Below are 21,981 nucleotides of genomic sequence, written 5' to 3'. Positions count from 1 at the left end.
GGTGGGCGCGCTGAGGATCGGGGGATGGGCGTCGTCCTGCCGGTCCTCTTCGCGCTGTTCGCGGCGCTCAGCAACGCGCTCGCCACCGTGCTCCAGCGGCGGGCGGCGCTCACCGTGCCGCAGAGCGACGGCTTCCGCTTCGGCCTGGTCCTCGACCTGCTGCGGCGGCCGGTGTGGGTCGGCGGGATCCTGGCCGTGATCGCGGCCGGGGTCGGGCAGGCCGTCGCGCTGGCCACGGGTGCGCTCTCGCTCGTACAGCCGTTGTTCGTGTTGGAACTGCCGTTGGCCCTGCTGATCGCCTCGCTGGTGGCGCGTCAGCGGCTGCCGGGGGCTCTGTGGCTGGCCGTGGCGGGGGTGGTGGCGGGGCTCGGGATCGCGCTGGTGGCCGCGTCGCCCCAGGGCAACCGTACGGACGTGCCGGCCGCGCGGTGGGCGGTGGCCCTGACGGCCTGCGCGGTCGTCGTGGCCCTGCTGGCCGTGGCCGGACTGCGCCGCCCGCCCGGTCGCGCGCGAGCCGGCTGCCTCGGCGCGGCCACCGCCGTCTGCTACGCGCTCACCGCCGCCCTCATGAAGTCGTCGGTGCACGTCCTCGACGACGGCGGCCTCGGCGCGTTCCTGACCTCCTGGGAGACGTACGCATTCGGCGCGAGCGGGATCTGCGCCCTGCTGCTGCTCGAACACGCCATGCAGGGCGGGCCGCTGGTCGCCTCGCAGCCCGCGCTGACCCTCGGCGACGCCGGCATCAGCATCGCGCTGGGCGTGGTCCTGTACGAGGAACACCTGCGGTCGGGCTGGTGGCTGCTCCCCCAGCTGCTGGGCATCGCCCTGATCGGCACGGGGGTGCTGGCCCTCGCCCGGGCCGGGGACGGCGCGCCCTGACGCCGGGTAGCGTGCCGGTCAGTCGAGCGGAGGGCGGGATCCATGCGAGCGGTGGTCTTCGAGCGGTACGGCGAGCAGGCCGAGGTCAGGGACGTGCCGGAGCCGCGGCCGGCGGCGGGCGGGGTGGTGGTGCGGGTGGAGGCCACCGGGCTGTGCCGCAGCGACTGGCACGGGTGGATGGGGCACGACCCGGACATCGTGCTGCCGCACGTGCCCGGCCACGAACTGGCGGGCGTCGTCGAGGCGGTGGGGGCCGGGGTCGCGAACTGGCGGGTCGGCGACCGCGTCACGGCGCCGTTCGTGTGCGCCTGCGGGAGCTGCGCCGACTGCGCGGCGGGCGACCACCAGGTCTGCGCGCGGCAGACGCAGCCCGGGTTCACCCACTGGGGGTCCTTCGCGGAGTACGTGGCCCTGGACCATGCCGACGTGAACCTGGTGGCCGTGCCCGAGGAACTCTCGTACGCCACGGCGGCCGGGCTCGGCTGCCGGTTCGCGACGGCCTTCCGGGCGGTGGTGGCGCAGGGCAGGGTCGCGGCGGGCGAGTGGGTCAGCGTGTACGGCTGCGGCGGAGTGGGCCTGTCCGCCGTGATGATCGCGGTGGCGGCCGGGGCGCGGGTGGTCGCCGTCGACACGGCGCCGGGGGCGCTGGAGCTGGCACGGAAGTTCGGCGCCGTGCACGGCGTGGACGCCGCGGCCTGCGCCGACACCGCGGGGGCGGTGCGGGAGTTGACCGGCGGGGGTGCGCACCTCTCGCTCGACGCGCTGGGGTCGCCGGCGACGGCCGCCGCGTCGATCAGCGGCCTGCGCCGCCGGGGCCGGCACGTGCAGGTGGGGCTGCTTCCGTCGGCGGCCGGCGCGACGGTCCTGCCGATGGACCGGGTGATCGGCTGGGAGCTGGAGGTCCTCGGCAGCCACGGCATGGCGGCGCACGCCTACCCGCCGATGATGGAGCTGGTCCGGAGCGGGGCGCTGCGCCCGGACCTGCTGGTCACCTCGACGATCCCGCTGGACGCGGCTCCGGCGGCGCTGGCCGCGATGGGTACGGCGCCGGGGCGCGGGGTCACGATCATCCTGCCGGGGGCGTCGACGCGCGGTTGAGCTACGATCGCCCGACCCGAACGGACGGACCGTACGGCGAGGGCGGGCGGTGGGCATGGGCTCCGGGAACCGAGTGGTGGGCGCCGTGACCGTGGCGCTGGCGGGCGCCCTGACGCTGGTCGGCTGCTCCGGCGGCGCGGCCGGACCGGACGCCGGGAAGCCCGGTGCTCCGGCGACCGCCCCGCCGGCTCCCTCCCCGTCGGAGCCGGCGACCGCGCAGCCGCCGTCCGCCCCGGCCTCGACGCCGACCGCGGAGGCGAGACCCTCGGCGACCGGCGGGCCGGCGCCGGTACGGACCCCCGCGAGCCCGTCGGAGGTCCCGCAGAACCCGAACCGGGGCAGCAACCCGCCGCCGGCTCCCGACCGTCCGCCGCCGGCGAGCTGGAAGCCGACGCCCTTCGACCCGAAGGACCCGTCGATCCCGAACTACACGGTGCCGCCCCCCATGAGGTAGCCGGGCGCCGGGGGCCGTCCGGGCAGGGGTGCCCGCGCGTACGTGCCCGACAGGAGGTGGCCGGCGCCAGGGGCCACGGCGTCCAGGTCGAGGGCGCGCAGCAGCTGGTGGGCGGTGCAGACCGCCGCGGAGACGACCGGCTTGCCGAGGAGCTGTTCGGCCTCCTCGATGGCGTCCAGGGACGGCATCTGCACGCAGGCGGAGAGCACCACGGCGTCGGCGTCCGCGTAGTCCAGCGCCCGGGCGAGCCCCGGCAGCCGGGCCGGGTCGTGGGCGGCGACGTCGAGGTTGTCGGGGATTTCGAGGGCCTCGTAGTCGAGGACCTCGATGTCCTCGTGCGTGAGGTAGTCCACGACGGTCCGGGTGAGGGGGCGCATGTAGGGGGCCAGCAGTGCGATCTTCCTGGCGCCGATGGTGTGCAGGCCGTTGACGAGGGCGCCGGCGCTGGTGACGACGGGGGCGGGGGCTCCGTTCTCCACCGTACGCAGGTGCAGGCGCTCCTCGGAGGTGCGGTGGTAGCCGAGGCCCGTGCTCATGATGGCGACCAGGCAGGCGTAGCCGAGGACGTCGACGCGGGCGTCGGACAGTTCCGCGGCGCAGCGGTCGGAGTCCGCGTCCATGGCCCTGAGCTGTTCCGGGGTCACGTGGGTCATGCGCATCCGGCTGGAGTGGAAGGTGAAGCGCTCGTCGGGTGCGAGGGCGCGGCGGGCCCGGAGGATGGCCGGGACCTCGGTTTCCATGGTGACGTTGGAGCTCGGCACGATCTGGCCGATGCGGTAGGTGCGGGGTGCCACGGGGTGCTCCTCAGCGGGCGTCGACGACGGGGTTGGTGAGGGTGCCGATCAGCTCGACGGTGGCTTCCACCGTGTCGCCGGGGGTGAGGAACTCCGGCGGGACCATGCCGGCGCCGACGCCGGAGGGCGAGCCCGTCGCGATGACGTCGCCGGGTTCCAGGGTCATGCCGGAGCTGATGTCGGCGATGAGGCGGCCGATCGGGAAGAGCATGTGGCGGGTGTTCGACTTCTGCTTGGTGACGCCGTTGACGCGCAGCGAGAGGTCGAGGGCCATGGGGTCGCGGATCTCGTCCCGCGTCACGACGACCGGGCCGAAGGGGGCGTAGGAGTCCTGGCCCTTGGAGAAGAACCACTGTCCGGAGCGGCGCTGGTCGCGGGCGCTGATGTCGTTGATGATGCTGAAGCCGAAGACGTGGTCGTAGGCGTCCTCCTCGCTCACCCGGTGGGCGGTGCGGCCGATGACGACGGCGAGTTCGCACTCCCAGTCCAGCTGGGTGGTCAGGTCGGCGTTGTGCAGGATCGGCTGGCCGGAGCCGGTGACGGCGGTGGCGGGCTTGCCGAAGAGGACCGGGCGCGGCGGCAGGTCCTTGTCGGTGTCGAGGCTGCGGCTGGACTCCTCGACGTGCTCTATGTAGTTGAGGCCGACACCGATGATCTTGCCGGGGCGCAGCGGGGCGCGCAGGGTGACATCCTCCAGTCGGTGGACGGCGCCGGCGGGCGGTCCGGCCGGGTCGGCGGCGAGGAGCTGCCGGGCCGCCTCCTGCGCGGCCGGGCCGGCCTGGACGAAGGACAGCAGGTCGTGCGGGAGGCGCACGCCGGCGTGGTCGGCCAGGACCGCGAGGTCGAGGACGAGGCCGTCGGCCTCGACGCCCAGGCGTCCGGTGGTGTCGTCGGGGCGGTGGGTGAAGGTCAGCAGGCGCATGGGGGGCTCCTCGTGGGTCAGGCGGCGGTGACGGGCTGGTGCCCGCCGTTGTCGGCGTACGCCTCTTCCCGGTGGAAGCCGAGCGAGCGCATGACGGGGAAGTCGTTGAAGGAGAAGAGGCAGGCGTCCTCGCTCTGGTCGAGGTTGTGGTGCTCGTGCCAGGCCCAGGAGGGGACGCAGAAGATGTCGCCCTGCTGCCACTCGAAGCGCTGTCCGGCGATCACGGAGACTCCGCGGCCCTTGGCGGCCGTGTAGATCACGGAGCCGGTGTGGCGGTGGGCGAGGGTGGCCTGGCCGGGGCGCAGCAGCTGCATGTGGGCGCCCATGGTGGGCATGACCGGGCCGCCGGTCACGGGGTTGGTGTACTCGGCGATGATCCCGTCGTACGGGGAGCCCCCGCTCGCCTTGGCGAGGCCGCGCAGGGCCTCGTAGGTGGACTCCCAGGGGTAGGCGAGCAGCGGCGAGTAGGGGCGGGTCCACTTCTCCACCCCGTACGGCAAGAGGTTCGCTCCGTAGGTCAGGACCGAGGAGTTGATGACCTTCCCCGGGGTCTGGTACAGGTCGGGGTGCACCTCGTAGAACCCGGCGTCCAGGGCGTTGACCAGGGGGATGTCGAGTCCGTCCTGCCAGATGACGGGTCCGTCCGCGGCGTCGTTGCCGTGCTCGTGCCAGGTGCCGTTCGGGGTGATGGCGAAGTCGCGGGGGCCGACCTTCAGCTTCTGCCCGTCGACGATCGTCCAGGCGCCGGTGCCCTCGTGGACGAAGCGCAGGGCGGCGGCCTGGTGGCGGTGGGCGGTCATGGCCTCGCCGGGTCCCATGATCTGCAGACCGGTGTAGAGGAGTCCCGCGGCGGCGCTGACGTCCTTGCGGCCCGGGTTGACGAGCATGACGACGCGGCGGCCGGCGTCGTCGCCCTTGACGAGGCCGAGGGCCTTGAGGACGTGGGGGCGCAGTGCCTCGTAGCGCCACAGCACGGGCACGGACTTGGGCTGCGGGTACCAGGGCTCGATGTCGTTGGCGACGGTCCACAGGGCGCCGGCGTCGAGGGCGCCGAGTTCTTCGTAGTACGCGGTGAGTTCGGGGGTCTCGGACACCCGGGCACGGCCGAGCATGCTGTCGTCCTGCTCGATGGTCATACGTCCTCCTCGGGGGTGGCGGTGTCGGTGAAGGGGGCCGGGGGCACGGTGAAGGTCACGGGCGGCCGGGGGCGGTTGTCGACTTCGAGGCGGAAGACGTCGAAGCGGTTGTAGTGGCCGGTGATGTCGTGCATCTGCTTCGGTTGGATGCACCGGGCCAGGTCAATCTCGCCGTAGACGATGCCCTCGTCGTCCACGAGGGGTTCGGTGACCGGGCGGCCGTCGGGGCCGAAGATCCCGGACAGGGCGCTGCGGGGGCGGGTGAACTGCTTGCGCAGTTCCTCGTCGTCCCCGGCGATCAGGTCGACGATCTCCGGGGAGACCGTGGAGCAGGCGACGACGGAGAAGACCTTGCCCTCGAAGCTGTGGGCGGCGGTGCGGACGGCGATCGCGTCGGCCATGTCGTAGTCGGCGGGGGCGACGGGCAGGGCGATGTAACAGGAGGCGTGGACGAGTTCGCCCTGCGCGAGGAGGGTGAAGCGGGCCAGGGTGTTGGTGTTCTCGCCGCAGGCGAGCGCGCCGAGGGGGCCGATGGGGGTGGGGTGGACGACGAGTGAGCTGCCGTCCCCGCCGGTCCAGGTGAGCTTCTCGGCCCAGGTCGGCACCAGTTTGCGGTGGAGGCCGAGGAGGGCTCCGTCGGGTCCGATGGTGAGCAGGGTGTTGTAGAGGACGCCGAGGCTGTGCGGGGCCCGCTCGTTGACCCCGATGACGAGGACGATGCCGTGCCGGCGGGCCGCCGCGCGCAGGGTGTCGACGTGCGGGCCGGGGATGTCCACGGAGGCCCGCTGGAGCCGCTCGAACCAGGGAGAGCCCTGGACCGGGTTCATCGTCCAGTTCCAGTACGGGTAGCCGGGGACGAACACCTCGGGGAAGACGACGAGTTCGGCTCCGCCCGCCGCTGCCTCGGCGATCAGGGCGACGGCCTTGTCGACGGTGGCGGCGGGGTCGAGGTAGACGGGTGCGGCCTGGACGGCCGCGGCCGTGTAACGGGGCAGGTTCTCCGTGTCCATGGGCATGGGGACCTCCTGCTATCGGGGGGCGGGGGCGGGTGCCGGGGCGGTGGCGCGCGGCAGCCAGCGGCGGTGGGCGGACGCGGCGGGCTGCCGCAGGAGTGCGAGGCGGGGCGGGATGCGATCGGTGCGGGCCGAGGGGGGCCGGCCGCTGCCCGCCCGCCAGGCGCGGGCCCAGGGCGCGGCGGGGCCCTGGTAGCCCTGGGCCGCGGCGGCGTGCAGGGTCCACAGCGGGTCGTGGAGCTGCGCGCGGCCGACGCCGCACAGGTCCGCCCGGCCGGCCAGGATGATCGAGTTCACGTCGTCGTAGGTGGAGATCGCGCCGACGGCGATGGTGGGGACGCCCGTGGCGTTGCGGATCAGGTCCGCGTACGGGGTCTGGTAGCTGCGGCCGTAGCGGGGCCGCTCGTGGGAGACGACCTCACCGGTGGAGACGTCGACGGCGTCGGCGCCCGCCGCGGCGAGCGCGCGGGCGATCGCGACCGCGTCGGTCTCGCTGGTGCCGCCCTCGGCCCAGTCGGCGGCGGAGATCCGCACGAGCAGTGCCTTGCCGGCCGGCCACACCTCCCGTACGGCGCGCAGCACTTCGAGCGGCAGCCGCAGCCGGCCGTCGAGGTCGACGCCGTACTCGTCGGTCCGCAGGTTGGTCAGCGGGGACAGGAAGCCGGACAGCAAGTGACCGTGGCCGTACTGGAGTTCCAGGACGTCGAAGCCCGCCCGGTCGGCGCGCCGGGCGGCGCTCACGAAGTCCCGTACGAGCGCGTCCATGTCGGCCCGGTCGGACTCGCGCGGCACCGGGCTCCGCTCGTCCCAGGCCAGCGGGGACGCGGCGAACGGCTGCCGGTCGTGCGCGGCCGCGCGGCGTCCGGCGTGCGTGAGCTGGATGCCGAGGCAGGTGTCGGACTGGCCGTGGACGAAGGCGGTGATGCGCCGCCAGGCCGCTTCCTGTTCGTCGTTCCACAGGCCGGGGCAGCCGGGGGTGGCCCGGCCGTCGGCGCTGACGGCCGTCATCCCGGCGAGGACCAGGCCGGCGCCGCCGAGGGCCTGCGTACTGAGGTGGACGAGGTCGAAGTCGCCGGGGACGCCTTCACGCGCGGTGTGCAGGGCGGTGGGCGGTACGACGACCCGGTTGCGCAGCAGCAGTCCGCCGAGCGGGTAGGGCCGGAACATCGGCGGCACGGTCGAGGAGCGGTTGACCGCGGTGGTGAACCGCTCGTCGCGCACGCGCAGGTTGTCGTAGGTGACGCGGCGGCTGCGGGTCAGGAGGTTGAACGCGAACTGGTGCGGGTCCTGGCCGGTGTAGCGGTCGATGCGCTCGAACCACTCCAGGCTGGCCTGGGCCGCGCGCTGGGTGGACTCCACCACCGGCTTGCGCTCGTCCTCGTACGCGGCGAGCGCGCTCGGCACGTCCGGGTGTTCGTGCAGGCTGGCGGCGAGGACGAGGGCGTCCTCCATGGCGAGCTTGGTGCCGGAGCCGATGGAGAAGTGCGCGGTGTGGGCGGCGTCCCCGAGGAGGACGACGTTCTCGTGGCGCCAGGTCCGGTTGCGGACCGTGGTGAAGCGGAGCCACTTGGAGTTGTTGGGCAGCAGGCGGTGCCCGTCGAGGTGGTCGGCGAGGAGTTCCTCGCAGCGCCGTATGCCGGCCTCGTCGCTGGTGCCCGGCGGGTGGTCGAGAGCGGCGGACTCCTCGAAGCCCGCGCGCCGCCACGCCTCCTCCGTCATCTCCACGATGAAGGTGGAGCGGGTCGCGTCGTACGGGTACGCGTGCACCTGGACGGTGCCGAAGTCGTGCTCGTCGACGATGAACGTGAAGGCTTCGAAGACCTTGTCCGTGCCCAGCCACATGTAGCGGCCGCTGCGTTCGTCGAGGTCGGTGCCGAAGGTGTCGGCGTAGGCGGTGCGGGTGGCCGACCGCACGCCGTCGCAGGCCACCACCAGGTCGTACGACGCGGCGAGTTCGGCGGCGGGCGGGGCCTGGGTGCGGTAACGGACGTCCACGTCCAGGGCGGCGCAGCGCCCCTGGAGGATCCGCAGCAGGTGGCGGCGGCCGAGGGCGGCGAAGCCGTGGCCGCCCGAGGTGAGGGTGGAGCCCCGGTAGCGGACGTCGATGTCGGCCCAGCGGGCGAACTCGGCCGACATGGCCGCGTGGATCTCGCGGTCGGCCTGGGCGATGCCGTCGAGGGTCTCGTCGGAGAAGACGACGCCGAATCCGAAAGTGTCGTCGGGGGCGTTGCGTTCCCAGACGGTGACCTCCCAGTGCGGGGAGAGCTGCTTGGTGAGGGCCGCGAAGTACAGTCCGCCGGGCCCTCCTCCTATGACTGCGACGCGCACGCCGTACCTCCGGGTGATTGCGCTGACTGCGCGCGGGTGGTGAGTAGTTCGGGTTGCTGCGGCCCCGCCGCGGCCAGCCGTTCCCGTACGTCGGCGGGCCACGGGGTGGACCCGCTCGCGTGGGCGGCCGAGTGGGCGATGACCATGCGGCCGGTGGCCGCCTCCACGCCCTGTTCGCCGCGCACGGTGAAGGCGTAGTGCAGGGAGGCCGAACCGACCTTCGTGACCGTCAGCTCGGTGCGTACCGCCTCCCCGAACCAGAGCCGGGCCCGGTAGTCGGCCTCGAAGTGCACCCGGGGCGTGCTGCCGAACAGGTGGGCCAGGCCGAGGCGGTGGAGCAGGACGGCCTCGGCCGCCTCGACCCAGCGCACGACGGTGGAGTGGTGGTAGTGGCCGGCCGCGTCGGTGTCGGTCCACTCGACGCGGCGTTCGACGACGACGCTGGGCGGCGCGGACGGGGGCGGTGCCGATGTCGAGGCCGATGCCTGCGGGGCGGACGGCGCGCGCAGGTCCTTCGGCTCCTCCGGGCCGGGTCTCGCCGCGTCCGAGAGGGCGCGCTCGCGCAGTGCGCCGCGCCGGAGTTTCCCGGTGCCGGTGCGCGGGAGTTCCGTGACGAATTCGACGGCCCGCGGGTACTTGTACGGGGCGATGGTCTGCTTGACGTGGGCCTGGAGCTCGCGGACGGTCCCCTCGGCGGCCGGGACTCCGGCGCCGAGGACCACGTAGGCCTTGACGACCATGCCGCGCCGCGTGTCCGGGGCCCCGACGACCGCGCATTCCTCGACGTAGGGGTGGGTGGCCAGGGCCTTCTCCACCTCGGGGCCCGCGATGTTGTAGCCCGAGGACACGATCATGTCGTCGCTGCGGGCCACGTACCAGAAGTAGCCCTCCGCGTCGCGGATGTAGGTGTCGCCGGTGATGTTCCAGCCGTTCCTGACGTACGAGGCCTGGCGCGGGTCCGCGAGGTAGCGGCAGCCGGTGGGGCCGGTGACCGCCAGCAGACCGGGCTGCCCGTCGGGGACGGGATCGCCCTGCTCGTCGACGACGGCGGCGCGGTAGCCGGGAACCGGACGGCCGGTGGAACCGGGCCGGATGTCCTCGTCGGCCGCGGAGATGAAGACGTGCAGCATCTCGGTGGCGCCGATGCCGTCGATGACGCGCAGCCCGGTGGCGGCGTGGAACTCGTGCCAGACCGCGGCCGGCAGCGCTTCCCCGGCGGACACGCAGCGGCGCAGCCCGGCCAGCCGGTCCACCGCCCCGCCCTCCATGATCGCGCGGTAGGCCGTGGGTGCGGTGAAGAGCACGGTCACCCCGTGGGCCGCGACCAGCTCGGCCAGTTGCAGCGGTGGCGCCTGCTCGATCAGCAGCGTGGCGGCCCCGACGGACAGCGGGAAGACCACCAGTCCGCCGAGCCCGAAGGTGAAGGCGAGCGGCGGTGTGCCGGTGAAGACGTCGTCCGGGCGGGGTTTGAGGACGTGCCGGGAGAACGTGTCGGCGTTCGCGAGGACGTCGCGGTGGAAGTGCAGGGTCGCCTTGGGGCGGCCGGTCGTTCCGGAGGTGAAGGCGATCAGCGCCACGTCGTCCGCGGCGGTGACCACGGTGGCGTAGCGGCCGTCCTTGGCCGCGCAGCGCGCGGTCAGGTCCGCCGGTCCGGGACCGCCGTAGGTGAGGACGGGCAGGGCCGGCGGGTCCGGCAGGTCCGGCGCGTCCGCGTCGCCGGGGCGGCGGGCCGGGTCGAGCTCGTCGGCGTAGCGGTGGTCGCACACGGCGAGCAGCGGCCGGCTGATGTCGGCGAGGTCGGCGAGCTCGGAGGCGCGCAGCATCGGCATGGTGGTGACGGCGACCCCGCCGGCCTTCAGGACCCCGAACCACGTGGCGACGAGCCACGGGTTGTTGGGGCCGCGCAGCAGGACGCGGTTGCCGGGGACGAGACCGAAGTCCTCGGTGAGGACCTGGGCGACCTGGTTGGCACGGTGCTGCAGTTCGCCGTAGGTCCAGCGCTCGGTCGGGGTGAGCAGACAGGGGCGGTCGGGGCCCAGCCGTTCGACGGCGTCGTCGAGCAGGCGCTGAGCGCAGTTGAGCCGGTCCGGGTAGTCCAACTCCGGGAGCTCGAAGTGGAGTTCGGGCCAGAGAGCGGGGGGCGGAAGCCGGTCGCGACAGAAGGAATCGGCATGCGCGGAAGGGGAGAGCTCCATGGGGCGGCACCTCAATCAGGGAGCAGCGGGGAGACGGGTGCAAGATATGTCGAATATTTGGCGTCCGTCAATCTCTCGCGATATTCGAGAGTCACGGCCCCGCCTCGGGCAGCAGCGCAGCCGCTCACCGCTCGACCGTTCACCGCTCAGGCCGCGGGTATCCGCACCCGGACCGACTTCCCGAACCCGTGTGCCACGAAGGAGAGTTCGCCGCCCAGCTCGGCCGTCAGGAGCTGCACGATCAGCAGCCCGCGCCCGCCCTCCGATTCCGGATCGACCTCGGCGCGCGGGGTCGGCAGCCGCGGCGGCCCCGTACCCCGGTCCGAGACCTCCAGCCGGAGCCAGCCTCCACCGACGGCCACCCCGACCCGCATCCGGCCGGCTCCGGCGTGCCGGACGACGTTGCCGACGAGTTCACTGACCGCCAGCACCAGGACGTCGGCGGCGCCGCACGGAACCCGCCAGCCTTCGAGCGTGGCGCGCACCCGGGCCCTGACCTGCGGAACGCTCGCGGCGACGGGGTCGGCGACCCAGCACACGAAGCTCCGGACCGCGGGAGGGGCGGAACTGGCGGGGGTGGTGAGCATGACGTGCTCCCGGAGGGGAAAGGCGGCGCATCCGCCGGTGCGTCTCGTGCCACTGCTCCAGAAGTCGGACGGCTCCTGGGCTTGTCGTCAGCGGAAACGCGTCGCTAGAGTCCGTGATTACACGTGTAACACGCTAGCCTCCCCCGGTGACTCGCGCAAGCATTTCGGACATACGACGCGAAGCCTGCACGCCGCCCACGCCGGGACCGCCGCATTGGAAGGGCCGCAATGACGCAATCCCCACCCGCCGAGTTCGACATCGCCGACATGACCTGGCCGCCCCCGCCGTACCAGTCCCCCGTGCCGCCCGTGACGGGCGCGGACGGCGTGCGCCGCTTCGACGGGATCACCTACGCGACCACCCCGGGCTACCGCCCCCGCCTGCTCGACGTCCAGGTGCCCGCGGGTGAGGGGCCGTTCCCGGCGGTCGTCTGGATCCACGGCGGCGGCTGGCTGGACGGCGACCGCCGCTACCCGCCGCCGACCGTGCCCGCCACCCTCCTGCACGGGGCGGTACTGGCGGCCGGGCTCGCGCTGGTCTCCATCGACTACCGGCACAGCCTCGAAGCCCCCTTCCCGGCCCAGCTGCACGACGTGAAGGCGGCGATCCGCTACGTCCGCAGGTTCGCCGACACCCTCGGCATCGATCCGACCCGGATCGGCGTCTGGGGCGAGTCCGCGGGCGGCCACCTGGCGGCGCTCGCCGCACTGGTCGGCCCCCACAGCCCGCAGGCCGCGGCGCTGGAGGGCACGCACGGCGTCGGCTCCGGCGACACCGGGGTCCTCGCGGTCGTCGACTGGTACGGGGTCGCCGACCTGGTCGCCCTGGCCGCGCACCCGATGCCGGCCATGCCGTCCGGGATGGAGTTCCCCGATCCCTACGAGGCCCTGCTGGGCGCCTCCGTGGCGGAGAACCCGGAGGCGGCCCGCACGGCGAGCCCGGTGACGTACGCCGCGGACTCGACCCCGCCGCCGTTCCTGCTGGTGCACGGCACCCGGGACGGCCTGGTCCCGTACAGCCAGAGCGAGGTCCTCGCCGAGGCCCTGCGGGCTGCCGGGGGCGAGGTCGTCCTGCAGCCCGTGGACGGCGCCGACCACATCTTCCTCGACTCCCCGGACATCACGTCGATCGTCGAGGAGAGCGTGGGCTTCCTGGCCCGGCACCTCGGCGCGGGGACCTGACGGCCGGTTCCGCGCACGGCGTTCCACCACGGGGGGCGCGGCCGGGCCGCGCCCCCCGCGTTCCCCCGCACCCTTCCCCCCTCCCCCTCCTTCCAGAGCATGACGGCCGCGGGCGCTCCCACGGCCGCGAGAGGCACCGCCATGCCCGGCACTCCGGTCATCACCCCGAACGACAGACCCGACGGCCCCCGCGCAGCCGCCCGCCGCGCCGCCACCGGACCACCCCCGCGCCGCGACCGCGCCGTCCTCGTCGCGGCCCTCCTGTTCCTTGCGGCCGCCCTGGTCCCGGCCCTCGTGGTCCGTGTCGACGTCACGCATCCGCCCTTCCAGGGGCTGGACGAACGCTGGCTGCTCTGGATGGGCGGCCCCCACGAGGGCCCGTACCTGGCCGCCGCCACGGCCCTGAACTGGTTCGGCGGGCCGCTCGGCGCCCTCCTCCCGCTCACCCTGCTGACCGTGCTGCTCGTCCGCCGGCGCTGGACGTCGGCCGGTTTCCTCCTCGTCGGCTACCTCGGCGGCAACATGCTCGTCGTCCAAGGGCTCAAGCACCTGGTGGGCCGGCCGCGCCCGGCCGACCCCCTGGTCCGCGTCGACCACGGCTCCTTCCCGTCCGGCCACGCGGCCACCGCGGCGCTCCTCGTGGTCACCATCGGCGTGCTCCTGGTCCCGGCCGCCCGTCGGCGGGCCTGGTGGTACGGGGGCGCGGCCTTCACCCTGGCCATGATGTGGAGCCGTACCTGGCTGCACGCGCACTGGCTCACAGACACGGTGGCCGGCGCCGCCGCGGGCGCGGGCGCCGGCCTGCTCGTCTGGTGGCTCTTCCGGCCCGCCCTCGCCCGGGAACGCGTACGCGGAGCGCGCGAAGACTCCACCGCGCCGTCCGGCCCGAAGCCCCTGGCCCTCTAGGGCCTGCCCTCCGGGTCGCGCCGGGAAGGGGTGACGCAGAAGGGGTGCCCGGCCGGGTCGGTGTAGACGCGCCATCGCCGCCCGCCTGGCTGGTGCTCCGGCTTGGTCGCGCCCAGCCCCAGGAGCAGCGCCTCCGCCTCGTCGAGGTCGTCGACGTCGAAATCGAAGTGGGCCTGTTGCGGGACGGTGTGGTCCGGCCAGGTCGGTGCCCGGTGGCCCTCCACCCGCTGGAAGCCGAGGAAGAGCCCGTCCTCGCCGGTGAGGCCGGCGAAGTCACCGTCGGACGCGGGGTGGGGTTCCAGCCCCGTGGCGCGCTGGTAGAACGCGGCCAGCGCCACGGGGTCGGCGCAGTCGAGCGTGATCGCGGTCAGTCTCAGCCTCGGAGGCACGTCAACTCCCTGATGTCCGGCACGCGGACCGGCTTGCGCTCGTGCACTCCCCTGACCGGCTCACGAGGTCAGGCGCGGGACCAGGACGGCTTCCACCGCCGGGACGGGCGTCGCCGTCCCCGTCTCGATCAGCTCGTGCACGGCGTCCGCGATCCGTGCCGCCGACGGCAGGTCCAGGCGGATCGTGGTGAGCGCGGGCTGCTGGAGTGCGGAGAGGACGAGGGCGTCGCAGCCGACGAGGGCGACCTCGTCCGGTACGACGATCCCCTCGGCCCGGAGCGCGTGGAGCAGCAGGGCCGCGTACTCGTCGTTGTACGTGAAGACGGCGTCCAGCCCGAGGCTCGGCCAGCGTCGGGCGAGGGCCCTCGCGGACTCCCGTGTGTAGGCCAGTTCCACCGGGGTGACGGTCGCCATGCTCCGGGCCGCCACCGACTCCGCGCCCGCGAGGCGCGGCTGCGCGAGGGTGCCGAGGCCCCTCTCCTGGGGCATGACCACGCCGATCCTGGTCCGGCCGCGCTCGATGAGGTGCTCGGCCGCGGCGGCACCGATGTGGCGGTGGTCGAAGCCGATGGTGTGCACGCCCTCGACGGGGTGGGACGCGAAGGCCAGCAGCCCGCGCACCCCGGCGCGACCCAGCAGCTCGGCCGCCTGCGGGGTGAAGCGGTCGCCGTCCAGGGCGACGACGGCCGCGGGGCGCAGCTCGGCCCAGGCGCGGGCGGCGTCGACGGGGTCGGCGAAACGGCCCGCGTGGAGCACGGCCGTGTAGCCGAGGTGGTCGAGCTCGCTGTGCAGGTCGTCGACCCAGTCGCTGACGAGGCGGCCGACCGCGGAGATCGACGCGGGCATCAGGACGAGGTTGCTCCGGCCGGCGCGCAGGGACCGGGCGGCGGCGTGCGGTACGTAGCCGAGCTGCCGCGCCGCGTCGAGCACCCGGGCGCGGGTGCTCGCGCTGACCCGGTGGCCCTGGGTGTCGTTGAGCACGAAGGAGACCGTGGCGCGCGACACCCCGGCGAGGCGGGCCACGTCGGCGCTGGTGATCGACGCGGGGACGTGGGTGTCCTTGGCCATGACGTCCTTCGGTGCTCCTTCTGCGCGGCTTGCTCCTTTCTTCAGGTTACACGAGTTAGATCAAGGGAGCGGTGGGGTGCCCGGACGGGCGCGAGGGGCCGTGCAGGAGGCGGGAGGCTCCCGCCAGGTCGTCGAGCGCGGTGACGACGGAGTCGAAGCGCATCGTCGTGCGCCGGCCGGTGTCGTACGGCTGCCAGTGCGGCAGGTCCGGATGGTTCGGGTCGCCGGTGCGGACGAAGGAGATCCAGGCCCGGTGCATGGCGTACGCGAGGCCGTCGCGGACGGCGGGAGCGAGTCCGGCCAGGAACGGCGCGTGCGTCCACTGGTCGAAGTTGTCGAAGACGAAGGGCAGTTCGAAGCAGTGCGCGGCGCCGAGCCGGCCCTCGTAGGCGGGGGTGGGCAGGTCGAACTGGTACGCCCACACCGGATTGCCCGCCGCGGCCCTCGCCTCGGCCAGCCGGACGGCGGGGACCCGGAAGAGCTCGTCCGTGATGAGGTCCATCAGCACGTCGGCCGGACGGGCCCCGGGCCGGGTCCGCTCGTACGCCGCGTACACCTCGGCGGCGGCTTCGCTTCCGAAGGTCTCCGCGATGCGGTCGGTCACCTGCTTCCGGGTGGCGGCGGCGTACCCCTCGTCGAGGGCGAACCCGAAGTTGGCCTCCTCCCTCGTCCAGCCGATCATGACGTCGATGTCGGCGGCGGCTCCGTCCAGCAGCGCCTGCGCCGGGTGGGTCCGGAGGGTGACCCCGTCGACGACCGGGAGGAAGGGCGTCGGCCAGTACCCCCAGCGCATCGTCCGCGCGAAGAGCCCGCCGGCCGCCCCGATCAGCTCCTGCCAGGGCAGCGTGCGCAGCTCGGCCAGGTCCTTGGCGCCGGCCAGCTCCAGGTAGGTGGCGGTGCGCTCCAGGGAGGCGTCCGGGCCGGGGAGGTCCAGGCCGAAGGGCGGGCTCTGCAGGATCACCCGCCGGATCAGCCCCTGGGTCTCGGGGTGTCCGGCGAGGGCGGCGGTGGAGACGGCGCCGCCCGACTGGCCGGCGACCGTGATGAGGTCCGGGTCGCCGCCGAAGGAGGCGATGTTCTCCTTCACCCAGCGCAGGGCGGCGAGCTGGTCGGAGAGCCACGGGTTGCCACTCTCACTCTGCTCCCCCTGCTCCCCCTGCTCGCCGGTGTAGAGGTAACCCAGCGGCCCGATGCGGTAGTTGATGCTCACGACGACGAGATCGCCGTCGCGCGCGAAGGTCTCGCCGGAGTAGCCGGGCAGTGAGCCGGAGCCGGACACGAAGCCGCCGCCGTGGATCCAGACGAGTACGGGACGGCGGGCGCCGTCGGCGGCGGGCGTCCACACGTTGAGGGTCAGGCAGTCCTCGCCGAACGGCGGCGACCCGTGCCCGCCGAGCACCGGGTCGCCGCCTTCCACGTACATCTGCGGTGCGCTCGGACCGTCGACGGTGGCGTCCCTCGTGCCGCTCCACCCGGCGTGCGGCTGCGCGGGCCGCCAGCGCAGGTCGCCTACGGGGGGTGCGGCGTAGGGCACGGCCCGGAAGACGGCGACCCCGCGCTCGGTCGCGCCGCGCAGGCGCCCCGCGGGGAGGTCCACAACCGTCGTCCGGTCCTCATCTGGAGAGTGGGGCATGAGCCGTTCCTTCCTGAGCGCGGCGCACCGGATGCGCGACGAGAGCGAGGTTATGGTGGAAATTTAACGCCCGTCAACACTGCGCAATATATTGAGACGCGCCTCGGGTTCGCCGCTCACATCCACAAGCTGTCCGAGGCCATCCGCTCCGCCTCCACGTTCAGCAAGGGCGCGAAGACCCGCCACAGCACGAGGCAGGCTCCGGCGCCGAGGAGCACGCCGGCGACGGTGTCGCTGAGCCACTGGGCGTGCAGCCAGGTCCGGCTCCCCATCATGGCGAGCACGTACGAGGCCCCGATCGCCCACCACCAGCGTCGCGCACGCGGCGGGAACACCACCACCGCGACCACGATCACCAGCGTCACCGCGCTGAACACCTGGCCCGAGGGGTACGAGCCGTCGTTGACCAGGACCCACGGGTGCGGGGGACGCGGGCGGTCGGCCAGCGCCTTGAGCGGCAGGACGAGGACGAGGTTGGTGACGATGGCCGCGGTGAGGACGAACAACCCGGAGCGCCAGCGCCCGTAGACGCAGAGGCAGCCGATCAGCGCGAGCGGCAGGACGAGACCGAAGGGGCCGCCGAGCCGATCGAGGAACAGGGCGAACCCACCGACCCCCTCCGATCCGCCGGATCCCCCGGCGGCGGAGTCGTTCACCGAGGCGGCCCAACGGTCGTCGAGCTCCTGGAAGAAGGGCCGCTGATCCATCCGGAGCAGCAGGGCGACCAGGAACGCGAGGAGCAGCAGGCCGACCCCGAAGGCAAGCGCGTGACGCGGCGGCCCGGCGGGGAGGTGATGCCGGGGCGGCCGTGACGGCGACACGGAGGAGGGCGAAGGCGAAGGAAACACGGCGAGCCTTTCACGGCCACCTCGCCGCGCGATGGGGGCGCACGGAAAGCAGCACGAGAGCGGGGACGGGAACAAGCGGATGAACGAACGGACAGAACGGAAACCCGGGAAGCCCGAAGGCCGAAGGCCAGGAGCCGGAGGCCGGAGGCCGGAGGCCGGAGGCCGGAGGCCGGAGGCCGGAGGCCGGAGGCCGGAGGCCGGAGGCCGGAGGCCGGAGGCCGGAGGCCGGAGGCCCGAGGCCGGAGGCCGGAGGCCCGAGGCTGGGGCGGGAGCGGGGCCAGTAGCCGGAGGCGGAAGGCCAGGGGCAGAGGGCCAGGGGCCAAAGGCCCGAGCCCAGGGGCCAGAAGCCGGAGGCGAAGGCCGAGGGCCAGGGGCGGGGCGAGAGCCAGGGGCGGGGCGAGGGTCAGGGACCAGGGGCGCGGGGGCGGAGGCCGGTAGCCGGAGGCGGAGACGGAAGGCCAGAGGCCAGGAGCGGGGGGCGGGGGCCAGGGGAGGCGAAGACCAGAGGCCGGGGGCCAGGGGCGGGGCGGGGGCCAGGGGCCATGGGCGGGGGCCGGGGGTTGAAGGCCAGTGGCTGGAGGCTGGCGTAGGCCAGGGCAAGGAGCGATGGGCGGAAAGGCCAGGGGCGAGGAGCCGGCGACCAGGAGTAAGGAGGCGGGACCGAGGACCAGAGGCCAACAGTCGGGAGTCGGGAGTCGGGGATCAAGGGGTCGGATGAGCCGGAAGCAATGGAGACGGGTCAGCGGAAGGCCGCCGGCGGAATGCGCCGGGAGCGCGCCCGCAGAACGCACGGCGGACAACGGAACCGGGTGACGGGCGCCTCCCGGCGGTAGCCGGAACGAGACGCCGCCCGCCGGAGCACGCGGGCGCCGCGCGACCCAGGAGCTCGATACCTCGCCCCGGATCACGGCCAAGGGGTAATCCGTCGGACCGGCCGCTTCACGCGGCGACGCAGACCCGCGAACGCGCTGCGGACACGACGCCGCCCTGATCGGCACCCTCAGCGGTGGCTCAGGAGCGCCGACGACGTCCAACCTCCCGGCGGTCGCCGGAAACGGCGTCCCGCCGGGCCACACGGGCCCCGCGCGTCCACGCGCTCGGCCCCCCGACCCGGATCGCAGCCAAGGGTGTTCCGACCCCGCGGAACGCACGGCGGACAACCGAACGACACAGTCGGGCACCCCCCCCAGCGGTTGACGGGCGCCTTCCGGCGGTAGCCGGAGAGGGGCGTCCTGCCGGACCGCACGAGCCCGAGGGGATCGACGAGCTCGGCACCCCACCGCAAGGGGTGTTCTGTCGGACCACCCGCCTTCCCTCGGCGACACGACTCCGCACAACGCACAGCGGACGCGGGGTCGACCTAGTCGGCACCTCCCACCGGTGGCGAGGAGCGCCGACGACGCCACTCTCCCGGCGGTAGCCGAAAAGGGACGCCCGGCCGGGCACCCCCAGGTGCGAGTCAAGGGGCGGGTGCGCGGTCGAATGCGCCCCGCGCGGGCCGGCGGACCGCGGAGTCAGCACGGCGGGAACCTCCCAGCGGTGGCTGGGGGGATGACGGCGAGCGCCTCCCGGCGGTAGCCGGAAAGGGACGCCCTACCGGGCACCCCCAGGTGCGAACCAAGGGGCGGGTGTGCTCTCGGACGCGCCCCGCGCGGGCCGGCGGACCGTGGACTCGGCACGGCGGGAACCTCCCAGCGGCGGCTGGGCGGATGACGGCGAGCGCCTCCCGGCGGTAGCCGGAGGGGGGCGCCGTGCCGGGCCGCACGAGCCCGGCGGGGGTTCAGGGGGACGCGCTCGCCGCGTGCGTCGGACGGGTTGCCGCGTCGCGCGACCCCCGACAACCGGCGGGGTCGTCGCGGTGCGGCACGGAGTATTGCCGATGTGTGACCGCCGCCACAAGTACAAGAGGCTTTTTTGACACATCGGCCCTGCGCAGCGACCTTAATCGGCCGGTTACACGTCATGCCATGCCAGCTTCGCCGCCGGTCACGATCTGCGCATTGACCCGTCGCAGCCCTTGGCGGGCCCTGGGAAGGGGTGCTACACAGTCTCCAGCGCACTTGGTGACACGTGTAACAACATCAAGTCAACCGCGGCCGTCCGCCCCCACCCCCGGTGACACCGCCGCCCGGCCTCCGCTCGCGGGGCGCCCCCTCCCCCACGCACCGCCACCTCCCCGCTCCGTCCCCCGAGGAGTCCTCATGGCCACGCCCGAAGCCCTCGACACACCCGTACCTCCGAAGCCGGAACCCGCCCTCCAGCGGGGGCTGCTGCCCCTGCTGCTGGTCGCCAACTCCGCCCTGATGGCCGTCTACATGGGTGTCGGATCCGTCCTGCTCCCCACCCAGATCGCCGAGATCGCCCCCGATGACAAGGTCGCCGTCCTGGGACTGATCGGCGGCATCAGCGCGATCTTCGCCACCGCCTTCAACCCGATCGCCGGTGCCCTCTCCGACCGCAGCGGCCGCCGCAATCCCTGGATCCTGGGCGGCGGCCTGGCCTCGCTCGTCTGTCTGGGCCTGCTCGGCAGCGTGAACACCGCGCTGCTCGTCGGCATCGGCTGGTGCCTGATCCAGGCGACCATGAACATCTACCAGGCCGCGGTCACCGCGATCGTCCCGGACCGGATCCCCGTAGCCCGTCGCGGCACCGCGTCCGCGCTGGTGGGGCTCGGTCTGCCCATCGGCGGCACGGTCGGCGTGCTCGTCGCCTCCAACACCGCCGAGCACCTACTCACCGGCTACCTGATCCTCGGTACGATCGTCGCGGTGTCCGCGCTGCTGCTCACCGGGTTCTGCCGCGACGTCCCGCGCACCGAGCCCGCCGTCGAGGTGTCGGCCGCGCCCAAGCGCGCCCAACTCGCCGCCTTCCTCTCGGCCTTGGGCAGCCACGACTTCCGTTGGGCCTTCATCGGCCGCGCCCTGATGGTCCTCGGCTACTTCGCCGTCGTCGGGTATCAGCTGTACATCCTCGACGACCACATCACGCTGCCGGACGGACTCACCCCGCCCGCCGCGATGGCCGTCCTCACTCCGGTGTCGATGCTCGCCATGGCCCTCTCCACCGTGCTCGGCGGCCTGCTGTCCGACCGCTTGGACCGCCGCAAGGTGTTCGTCGGCGTATCGGCCGCGCTCGCCGGGCTGGTCATGGTGGTCCCGGTGGTCAGCCCGACCTGGACCGGGATGCTGGTCTTCAGCGCGCTCAACGGCCTCGCCTTCGGCTGCTTCATGGCCGTCGACACCGCACTCGTCACCCTGGTACTCCCGAGGGCCGAGGACGCCGCCCGCGACATGGGCGTCCTCAACATCGCGAACGCGGGACCGCAGATCATCGCCCCCTTCGTCGCCTCGGCCGTCGTCACCGCGCTGGGCGGGTACACCCCGCTCTTCCTGGTCGGCGGAGCCCTCTCCCTGATCGGCGCGCTCGCCATCCTCCCGATCCGCAGCGTGCGCTGACCGCCCGGCCCGAGCTCCAGCGGGCGCGCGCCGAGGGTCGCGCGCCCGTCGGGCCGCACCACCCCGCCCACCCTCACCTCTCCCCCTCCGCTCTGAAGGAGCACTCTGTGAGACGCAAGCGAGTTCTGCCGCTGGCCGCCCTGATGCTGTGCACGCCGGCCCTGGCCGGCACGGCACCCGCGGTCGCGGCGCCGCAGACCGCGCCCGCCGCGAAGCCGGCAGCCGCGGAGCCGGCGGCCGCGGAGCCGGCGGCCGCGGAGCCGGCGGCCGCGCCGCCCGCCGGTCCGCTGCGGATCCTGCTCACCAACGACGACGGCTACACCGCGCCCGGCATCCGTAAGGCCTTCGAGCGGCTGACAGCCGCCGGGCACGACGTCACGATCGTCGCCCCGCTCACCAACCAGAGTGGTACCGGCACCAAGATGCTGAGCGGTGCCCCCACGATCTCGGTGAAGCACCCCGAGCCGAAGGTGTGGGCCGTGGACGGCACTCCGGGCGACTCCGTCGCCTTCGGGCTGGCCGAGGTGTTCGCCGGCAAGGCCCCCGACCTGGTCGTCTCCGGCACCAACTTCGGCCCGAACGTCGCCGGACTGGCCACCCACTCCGGTACGGTCGGCGGCGCCGTCGCCGCGCTGGAGAGCGGCGTGCCGGCCATCGCGCTGAGCACCGGCGGCCTGAGCGCGCCCGACCCGGTCACCACGGTCAACGCCATGGGTCCCACGCTCGATTTCGCGGTCAGGCTGATCGGCCGGCTGCGGGTCCGGGCCCGGTCCGGCCCCCTGCTGCCCAAGGGCGTCGGCCTGAACGTCAACCACCCCGTCGTCGGGGCGGACGGCAAGGGCACGGCCGCCGGTGTGGCCACCACCTTCCAGGACCCGCAGAACTTCCTCGAGCCGGACTTCACCGACGCGGGTGACGGTACCTGGAAGGTGGGCGTGAAGGTGGCCCTGAAGCCCGCCGCCAAGGGCGGTGACGTCGAGGCGGTGGCCGCCGGCAGGATCGCCGTCAGCCCGATGAACTCCGACTGGAACACCGGGCCGGCGGACCAGGCCATGACCTCGGCCCTGCTCGCCGGGCTCCGTCCGTAGGACCGC

17 protein-coding genes and 2 pseudogenes are annotated in these 21,981 nt (G+C 73.7%); 7 read left to right on the top strand and 12 right to left on the bottom strand.

The features are described from left to right. Positions 1-24 precede the first annotated feature (24 nt). From ACFYP3_RS03385 to ACFYP3_RS03375, 3 genes are all read left to right on the top strand, one after another. On the top strand, positions 25-879 hold the full coding sequence (locus ACFYP3_RS03385) for a DMT family transporter (RefSeq protein WP_388825976.1): 855 nt from the start codon (positions 25-27) through the stop codon (positions 877-879). A gap of 42 nt (positions 880-921) precedes the next feature. Further along, on the top strand, positions 922-1,977 hold the full coding sequence (locus ACFYP3_RS03380) for a zinc-dependent alcohol dehydrogenase family protein (RefSeq protein WP_388825973.1): 1,056 nt from the start codon (positions 922-924) through the stop codon (positions 1,975-1,977). A gap of 85 nt (positions 1,978-2,062) precedes the next feature. Continuing rightward, the gene (locus ACFYP3_RS03375; protein ID WP_388825970.1) at positions 2,063-2,431 is read left to right on the top strand and encodes a hypothetical protein; all 369 of its coding nucleotides are present in this window, start codon (positions 2,063-2,065) and stop codon (positions 2,429-2,431) included. Here ACFYP3_RS03375 and ACFYP3_RS03370 read toward each other — a convergent pair. From ACFYP3_RS03370 to ACFYP3_RS03335, 8 genes and pseudogenes are all read right to left on the bottom strand, one after another. Next, positions 2,404-3,171, bottom strand: a complete 768-nt coding sequence (locus ACFYP3_RS03370; protein WP_388826102.1) for an Asp/Glu racemase — start codon at positions 3,169-3,171, stop codon at positions 2,404-2,406. The two genes, ACFYP3_RS03375 and ACFYP3_RS03370, sit on opposite strands and share 28 nt — an antisense overlap. A 64-nt stretch (positions 3,172-3,235) precedes the next feature. Further along, on the bottom strand, positions 3,236-4,147 hold the full coding sequence (locus ACFYP3_RS03365) for a fumarylacetoacetate hydrolase family protein (protein WP_388825967.1): 912 nt from the start codon (positions 4,145-4,147) through the stop codon (positions 3,236-3,238). Positions 4,148-4,164: 17 nt separating this feature from the next. After that, on the bottom strand, positions 4,165-5,283 hold the full coding sequence (locus ACFYP3_RS03360) for a cupin domain-containing protein (protein WP_388825964.1): 1,119 nt from the start codon (positions 5,281-5,283) through the stop codon (positions 4,165-4,167). Then, positions 5,280-6,299, bottom strand: coding sequence for a carbon-nitrogen hydrolase family protein (locus tag ACFYP3_RS03355; RefSeq protein ID WP_388825961.1), 1,020 nt, complete (start codon positions 6,297-6,299; stop codon positions 5,280-5,282). Before ACFYP3_RS03355 ends, ACFYP3_RS03360 begins: the two co-directional genes overlap by 4 nt. Before the next feature lie 12 nt (positions 6,300-6,311). Then, positions 6,312-8,624, bottom strand: a complete 2,313-nt coding sequence (locus ACFYP3_RS03350) for an FAD-dependent monooxygenase (RefSeq protein WP_388825958.1) — start codon at positions 8,622-8,624, stop codon at positions 6,312-6,314. After that, positions 8,606-8,986, bottom strand: a pseudogene (locus ACFYP3_RS03345) (acyl-CoA thioesterase); the annotation flags it as partial. The gene ACFYP3_RS03350 and the pseudogene ACFYP3_RS03345, both read right to left, overlap by 19 nt. Before the next feature lie 195 nt (positions 8,987-9,181). Further along, a pseudogene (locus ACFYP3_RS03340) lies at positions 9,182-10,819 on the bottom strand (AMP-binding protein); the annotation flags it as partial. 146 nt (positions 10,820-10,965) lie between these two features. After that, positions 10,966-11,406, bottom strand: coding sequence for an ATP-binding protein (locus ACFYP3_RS03335; RefSeq protein ID WP_388825955.1), 441 nt, complete (start codon positions 11,404-11,406; stop codon positions 10,966-10,968). 228 nt (positions 11,407-11,634) lie between these two features. Here ACFYP3_RS03335 and ACFYP3_RS03330 point away from each other — a divergent pair, with 228 nt between their 5' ends. Together ACFYP3_RS03330 and ACFYP3_RS03325 are read left to right on the top strand one after the other, a co-directional pair. Continuing rightward, the gene (locus tag ACFYP3_RS03330) at positions 11,635-12,588 is read left to right on the top strand and encodes an alpha/beta fold hydrolase (RefSeq protein ID WP_388825952.1); all 954 of its coding nucleotides are present in this window, start codon (positions 11,635-11,637) and stop codon (positions 12,586-12,588) included. Positions 12,589-12,729: 141 nt separating this feature from the next. Next, positions 12,730-13,494 (top strand): phosphatase PAP2 family protein, encoded by a 765-nt coding sequence (locus ACFYP3_RS03325; protein WP_388825949.1) that lies wholly within the window; start codon positions 12,730-12,732, stop codon positions 13,492-13,494. On the opposite strand, the gene ACFYP3_RS03320 is transcribed toward ACFYP3_RS03325, so the two are convergent. The 4 genes from ACFYP3_RS03320 to ACFYP3_RS03305 form a co-directional block, all read right to left on the bottom strand. Continuing rightward, on the bottom strand, positions 13,491-13,883 hold the full coding sequence (locus tag ACFYP3_RS03320) for a VOC family protein (protein WP_388825946.1): 393 nt from the start codon (positions 13,881-13,883) through the stop codon (positions 13,491-13,493). The two genes, ACFYP3_RS03325 and ACFYP3_RS03320, sit on opposite strands and share 4 nt — an antisense overlap. 60 nt (positions 13,884-13,943) lie before the next feature. Next, entirely contained in the window at positions 13,944-14,951 is a 1,008-nt protein-coding gene (locus ACFYP3_RS03315; protein WP_388825943.1) for a LacI family DNA-binding transcriptional regulator, read from the bottom strand. 55 nt (positions 14,952-15,006) lie between these two features. Next, the gene (locus tag ACFYP3_RS03310; protein ID WP_388825939.1) at positions 15,007-16,584 is read right to left on the bottom strand and encodes a carboxylesterase/lipase family protein; all 1,578 of its coding nucleotides are present in this window, start codon (positions 16,582-16,584) and stop codon (positions 15,007-15,009) included. 116 nt (positions 16,585-16,700) lie between these two features. Further along, complete coding sequence (locus ACFYP3_RS03305) at positions 16,701-17,405, bottom strand: phosphatase PAP2 family protein (RefSeq protein WP_388825936.1); 705 nt, start codon at positions 17,403-17,405, stop codon at positions 16,701-16,703. 2,228 nt (positions 17,406-19,633) lie between these two features. Here ACFYP3_RS03305 and ACFYP3_RS03300 point away from each other — a divergent pair. Together ACFYP3_RS03300 and surE are read left to right on the top strand one after the other, a co-directional pair. Further along, a complete protein-coding gene (locus ACFYP3_RS03300) occupies positions 19,634-20,887 on the top strand; it encodes an MFS transporter (protein WP_388825933.1) in 1,254 nt (417 codons plus the stop codon). A 107-nt stretch (positions 20,888-20,994) separates the two neighbouring features. Further along, on the top strand, positions 20,995-21,975 hold the full coding sequence (surE, locus tag ACFYP3_RS03295) for a 5'/3'-nucleotidase SurE (protein ID WP_388825930.1): 981 nt from the start codon (positions 20,995-20,997) through the stop codon (positions 21,973-21,975). Positions 21,976-21,981 lie beyond the last annotated feature (6 nt).

Source organism: Streptomyces sp. NPDC005533, assembly GCF_042871845.1.
Classification (GTDB): Bacteria; Actinomycetota; Actinomycetes; order Streptomycetales; family Streptomycetaceae; genus Streptomyces.
The sequence above is the reverse complement of the archived record's forward strand: the minus strand, read 5'-3'. Positions and strand labels throughout refer to the sequence as shown.